The sequence below is a fragment of the Pseudomonas sp. CM27 genome (assembly GCF_013179515.1).
In the GTDB taxonomy this organism is placed as follows: Bacteria; Pseudomonadota; Gammaproteobacteria; order Pseudomonadales; family Pseudomonadaceae; genus Aquipseudomonas.
In genome coordinates, this window is the sequence record NZ_JABMCN010000330.1 from 1 (window position 1) to 5,505 (window position 5,505).

Annotated in this window: 5 protein-coding genes; all 5 read left to right on the top strand. The window is 62.5% G+C overall.

The genetic code is table 11. The annotated features are described in order from the left end of the window. A partial coding sequence (locus tag HP547_RS26930) for an ABC transporter permease (RefSeq protein ID WP_172288468.1) occupies positions 1-1,183 on the top strand: 1,183 nt, incomplete at its 5' end. 11 nt (positions 1,184-1,194) lie between these two features. Then, entirely contained in the window at positions 1,195-2,022 is an 828-nt protein-coding gene (locus tag HP547_RS26935) for an ABC transporter permease (RefSeq protein WP_172228122.1), read from the top strand. A 264-nt stretch (positions 2,023-2,286) separates the two neighbouring features. Next, positions 2,287-2,961 carry a ribulose-phosphate 3-epimerase gene (gene rpe, locus HP547_RS26940; protein WP_172288470.1) on the top strand — a complete coding sequence of 225 codons (675 nt, stop codon included), beginning with the start codon at positions 2,287-2,289 and terminating at the stop codon, positions 2,959-2,961. Continuing rightward, positions 2,958-3,776, top strand: coding sequence for a phosphoglycolate phosphatase (locus tag HP547_RS26945; protein WP_172228118.1), 819 nt, complete (start codon positions 2,958-2,960; stop codon positions 3,774-3,776). The genes rpe and HP547_RS26945 overlap by 4 nt, the downstream gene beginning before the upstream one ends. A 69-nt stretch (positions 3,777-3,845) precedes the next feature. Then, a complete protein-coding gene (trpE, locus tag HP547_RS26950) occupies positions 3,846-5,327 on the top strand; it encodes an anthranilate synthase component I (RefSeq protein WP_172288472.1) in 1,482 nt (493 codons plus the stop codon). The last annotated feature ends 178 nt before the right edge of the window (positions 5,328-5,505 follow it).

Consider the following 5,505-nt stretch of genomic DNA (forward strand, 5'->3'; position numbering starts at 1 on the left):
CGAGCGGGTCAACCGCTGGAAGGCGCAGGCGTTGATCGCGCCGCTGGCGCTGTTCCTTCTGCTGGTGTTTCTGGTACCGATAGCCGCGCTGCTGTACAAAAGCGTCGGCAACCCGGAAGTGGTCGCCGGCCTGCCGCGCACGGTAGACATCATTACCCAGTGGGATGGCAAGAGCCTGCCGGACGAGGATGTGTACAAGGCACTGAGCCAGGACCTGGCCGAGGCGCGCAAGAACCAGACGCTTGGCGACCTATCCAAACGCTTGAACATGGAACTGGCAGGCTACCGCAGCCTGTTGACCAAGACTGCCAGGGCGCTGCCGTTCAAGGCTGAACCGGCCTCCTATAAAGAAGCCTTGCAGGCGCTGGACGAGCGCTGGGGCGACCCTGCCTACTGGCAGGCGATCCGCCGCAACACCAGCACGGTGACCTCGTTCTACCTGCTGGCTTCTGTCGATCACCGTATCGACGACCTTGGCGAACTGGCCAAGGCCACCCCGGACCAGGCCATCTACCTGGACATCTTTGCCCGCACCCTGTGGATGGGTGTGGTGATCACCGCCATCTGCCTGGTGCTGGCCTATCCGCTGGCCTACCTGCTGGCCAATCTGCCGACCCGGCAGAGCAACCTGCTGATGATCCTGGTGCTGCTGCCGTTCTGGACCTCGATCCTGGTGCGGGTAGCGGCGTGGATCGTGCTGTTGCAATCCGGTGGCCTGATCAACAGTGCGCTGATGGCCATGGGTATCATCGACCAGCCGCTGGAACTGGTGTTCAACCGCACCGGCGTGTACATCTCGATGGTGCACATCCTGCTGCCGTTCATGATCCTGCCGCTGTACAGCGTGATGAAAGGTATTTCGCCCAGCTACATGCGCGCGGCGATTTCGCTGGGCTGTCACCCGTTCGCCAGTTTCTGGCGTGTTTACTTCCCGCAGACCTACGCTGGTGTCGGCGCCGGTTGCCTGCTGGTGTTCATCCTGGCCATCGGCTACTACATCACCCCGGCGCTGCTGGGCAGCCCCAACGACCAGATGGTCAGCTACTTCGTCGCCTTCTATACCAACACCAGCATCAACTGGGGCATGGCTACCGCGCTGGGCGGGCTTTTGCTGCTGGCGACCGTGCTGCTGTACCTGATCTATAGCTGGCTGGTTGGCGCCAGCCGCCTGCGCCTGAGCTGAGGAGCCTTGTCATGCTGAGCCCATATATGTCGCCGGTGGAGCGGGTCTGGTACTACAGCCTGCGCATTCTTTGCGGCCTGATCTTGCTGTTCCTGATCTTGCCGGTGCTGGTGATCGTGCCGCTGTCGTTCAACAGTGGCAGTTTCCTGGTGTACCCGCTGCAGGGCTTTTCGCTGCAGTGGTACCAGGACTTCTTCGGCTCGGCCGAGTGGATGCGGGCACTGAAGAACAGCATCATCGTTGCCCCGGCGGCGACGGTGCTGGCCATGGTATTCGGTACACTGGCGGCCATCGGCCTCACCCGGGGCGACTTCCCCGGCAAGTCGCTGGTGATGGCGTTGGTGATTTCGCCAATGGTGGTGCCGGTGGTGATCATTGGCGTGGCCAGCTACCTGTTCTTCGCCCCGCTGGGCCTGGGCAACAGTTTCACTTCGCTGATTCTGGTGCATGCGGTGCTGGGTGTGCCGTTTGTCATCATTACCGTGTCGGCGACCTTGCAGGGCTTCAACTACAACCTGGTGCGTGCTGCCGCCAGCCTGGGCGCTTCGCCGCTGCTGGCGTTCCGCCGGGTGACCCTGCCGCTGATCGCACCAGGGGTGATCTCCGGGGCATTGTTCGCGTTTGCCACCTCGTTTGACGAAGTGGTGGTAACGCTGTTCCTGGCCGGGCCGGAGCAGGCGACCCTGCCACGGCAGATGTTCAGTGGTATTCGCGAGAACCTGAGCCCGACCATTGCGGCAGCAGCGACCTTGCTGATTGCGTTTTCGGTGGTGCTGTTGCTGACCCTGGAGTGGTTGCGTGGGCGCAGCGAGAAGTTGAGAACACAGCAGCCTGCCTGAGGGTGTGTTGCCTTTTCCGGCCTCTTCGCGGGTAAACCCGCTCCCACAGGGATCGCGCACGGTTTTTAAATTCTGCGCAAGACAGTTGCTCCCACAGGATTTGTGCAAAATTTGAAATTGCGCGGTCCCTGTGGGAGCGGCTTTAGCCGCGAAGAGGCCGGCACAGGTTGTAACAACTGGTCGACACCCTTTGATACCAATCAGCCCTCATCCCTTTCCCTGAGTTACAATGCGCGCCACCGTGATTCTGCCAACAGGTGCGCCATGCAGCCCTACGCTATTGCCCCCTCCATCCTTTCCGCCGATTTCGCCCGCCTGGGTGAGGACGTCGACAAAGTACTGGCTGCGGGTGCCGACATCGTCCACTTCGATGTCATGGACAACCACTACGTACCCAACCTGACCATCGGCCCGATGGTGTGCACCGCCTTGCGCAAGTACGGCGTCACCGCGCCGATCGATGTGCACCTGATGGTCAGCCCGGTCGACCGCATCATCGGCGACTTCATTGAAGCCGGTGCCACCTACATCACCTTCCACCCGGAAGCGTCGCAGCATGTCGACCGTTCGTTGCAGCTGATCAAGGACGGCGGCTGCAAGGCTGGCCTGGTGTTCAACCCGGCCACCAGCCTGGACGCCTTGAAGTACGTGATGGACAAGGTCGACATGGTGCTGCTGATGAGCGTCAACCCGGGCTTCGGCGGGCAGAAGTTCATCCCTGGCACCCTTGACAAGCTGCGCGAAGCGCGTGCGCTGATCGACGCCAGCGGGCGTGACATTCGCCTGGAAATCGACGGCGGCGTCAACGTCAACAACATCCGCGACATCGCTGCCGCTGGCGCCGATACCTTCGTGGCCGGCTCGGCGATCTTCAACGCCCCGGACTACCGGGAAGTCATCGCCAAGATGCGCGCCGAACTGGCCCAGGCCCGCCCATGAGCGGCTTCGAGCAGCTGTTCCCCGGGGCGCTGCCCAGGCTGGTGATGTTCGATCTGGACGGTACCCTGATCGATTCCGTGCCCGACCTGGCCGCCGCCGTGGACTGCATGCTGCTCGAACTGGGGCGCCCGCCCGCTGGCCTGGAGGCAGTTCGCCACTGGGTCGGCAACGGCGCCCAGGTGCTGGTGCGCCGGGCGCTGGCGGGTGACATCGATCACACCGCCGTGGACGATGCGCTGGCCGACCAGGCGCTGGCGCTGTTCATGGACGCCTACGCCGAAAGCCATGAGCTCACCGTGGTCTACCCCGGTGTGCAGGACACCCTGCGCTGGTTGCGCAAGCGGGGTGTGGAAATGGCGCTGATCACCAACAAGCCCGAACGCTTTGTCGGCCCCCTGCTGGACCAGATGAAGATCGGCAACTACTTCCGCTGGATCATCGGCGGCGATACCCTGCCGCAGAAAAAGCCAGACCCGGCGGCGTTGCTGTTCGTCATGCAGATGGCCGGCGTTACCCCGCAGCAATCGCTGTTCGTCGGAGATTCGCGCAGTGACGTGCTGGCGGCCAAGGCAGCTGGCGTGCAGTGTGTTGGCCTGACCTACGGTTACAACCATGGCCGGCCTATCCACGACGAATCCCCCAGCCTTGTCATCGACGACCTGCGCGCATTGCTGCCCGGTTGCGCAGACCCGGCCACTGGGATAACGTTGGCGGACCTTCAAGCCTCACAAGACAGAGAGTCCACCGTGGCGGTTACTGGCAAATTCTGGATGAAAGTCATCAAGGCCCTGGCCCGTTGGCGTTGGCGCGCCTGACTTCAGCCTGCCGGCGCGTGCCGGCCCGTCCGTTTGCCTGACCCATTGCTGCTTGCCACGAGGCTACTCATGAACCGCGAAGAATTCCTGCGCCTGGCCGCTGCCGGCTACAACCGCATTCCCCTGGCCTGCGAAACCCTGGCCGACTTCGATACGCCGCTGTCCATCTACCTGAAACTGGCCGACCAACCCAACTCGTACTTGCTCGAATCGGTGCAGGGCGGCGAAAAGTGGGGCCGTTACTCGATGATCGGCCTGCCGTCGCGCACGGTGATGCGGGTGCACGGTTACCACGTCAGCATCCTGCAGGATGGCGTCGAGGTTGAAAGCCACGATGTCGAAGACCCGCTGGCATTCGTTGAAACCTTCAAGGACCGCTACAAGGTCGCCGACATTCCTGGCTTGCCGCGTTTCAACGGCGGCCTGGTCGGCTACTTCGGCTACGACTGCGTGCGCTACGTGGAAAAACGCCTGGGCGCGAGCCCTAATCCGGACCCGCTGGGCGTGCCGGATATCCTGCTGATGGTGTCGGACGCGGTAGTGGTATTCGACAACCTGGCGGGCAAGATGCACGCCATCGTGCTGGTCGACCCGGCTGAAGAACAGGCCTTCGAGCAAGGCCAGGCTCAGCTGCAAGGTCTGCTGGAAACACTGCGCCAGCCGATCACCCCGCGCCGCGGCCTGGACCTGAGCGGCCCGCAAGCTGCCGAGCCGGCATTCCGCTCCAGCTATACCCGCGACGACTACGAAAACGCGGTTGGCCGTATCAAGGAATACATCCTCGCCGGCGACTGCATGCAGGTGGTGCCGTCGCAGCGTATGTCGATCGACTTCCAGGCCGCGCCTATCGACCTGTATCGCGCGCTGCGTTGCTTCAACCCGACGCCGTACATGTACTTCTTCAACTTCGGCGACTTCCACGTGGTCGGCAGCTCGCCCGAGGTGCTGGTGCGGGTCGAGGACAACCTGGTCACCGTGCGCCCTATTGCCGGTACCCGCCCGCGTGGCGCGACCGAAGAGGCTGACCGCGCACTGGAAGACGACCTGCTGTCGGACGACAAGGAAATTGCCGAGCACCTGATGCTGATCGACCTGGGCCGAAACGACGTCGGCCGTGTGTCTTCGACCGGCAGCGTGCGCCTGACCGAGAAGATGGTGATCGAGCGTTATTCCAACGTCATGCACATCGTTTCCAACGTTACCGGACAGCTGCGCGAAGGGCTGACGGCGATGGACGCACTGCGGGCGATCTTGCCGGCCGGTACCCTGTCGGGCGCGCCGAAGATCCGTGCGATGGAGATCATCGACGAGCTGGAGCCGGTCAAGCGCGGTGTTTATGGAGGGGCTGTCGGGTACTTTGCCTGGAACGGCAACATGGACACCGCGATTGCCATCCGTACCGCAGTGATCAAGGACGGTGAACTGCATGTGCAGGCCGGTGGCGGCATCGTTGCCGACTCGGTGCCAGCGCTGGAGTGGGAAGAAACCATCAACAAGCGCCGGGCGATGTTCCGTGCTGTGGCGTTGGCTGAGCAAACTTGCGCCAAATAAATTGATTGGGGCCGCAAAGCGGCCCCAGCAACCTAGAAGTCCACACTAGCCCCGGGAGTGTCAGGTTTTTTGTGTGCGGGCCGGTAATGGCCTGCCGCCCGGCAGGCCTTGATTTCACCAGGTTGGCCTGATGAACCGATCTCCGTACAGAATCGCAAATTGATTCATCGCACTTTTC

What these genes read in the sequence shown, in the direction of transcription:
- rpe (WP_172288470.1), top strand. Translation starts at nt 2,287, where the DNA reads ATGCAGCCCTACGCTATTGCCCCCTCCATCCTTTCCGCCGATTTCGCC.
- HP547_RS26935 (WP_172228122.1), top strand. Translation starts at nt 1,195, where the DNA reads ATGCTGAGCCCATATATGTCGCCGGTGGAGCGGGTCTGGTACTACAGC.
- trpE (WP_172288472.1), top strand. Translation starts at nt 3,846, where the DNA reads ATGAACCGCGAAGAATTCCTGCGCCTGGCCGCTGCCGGCTACAACCGC.
- HP547_RS26945 (WP_172228118.1), top strand. Translation starts at nt 2,958, where the DNA reads ATGAGCGGCTTCGAGCAGCTGTTCCCCGGGGCGCTGCCCAGGCTGGTG.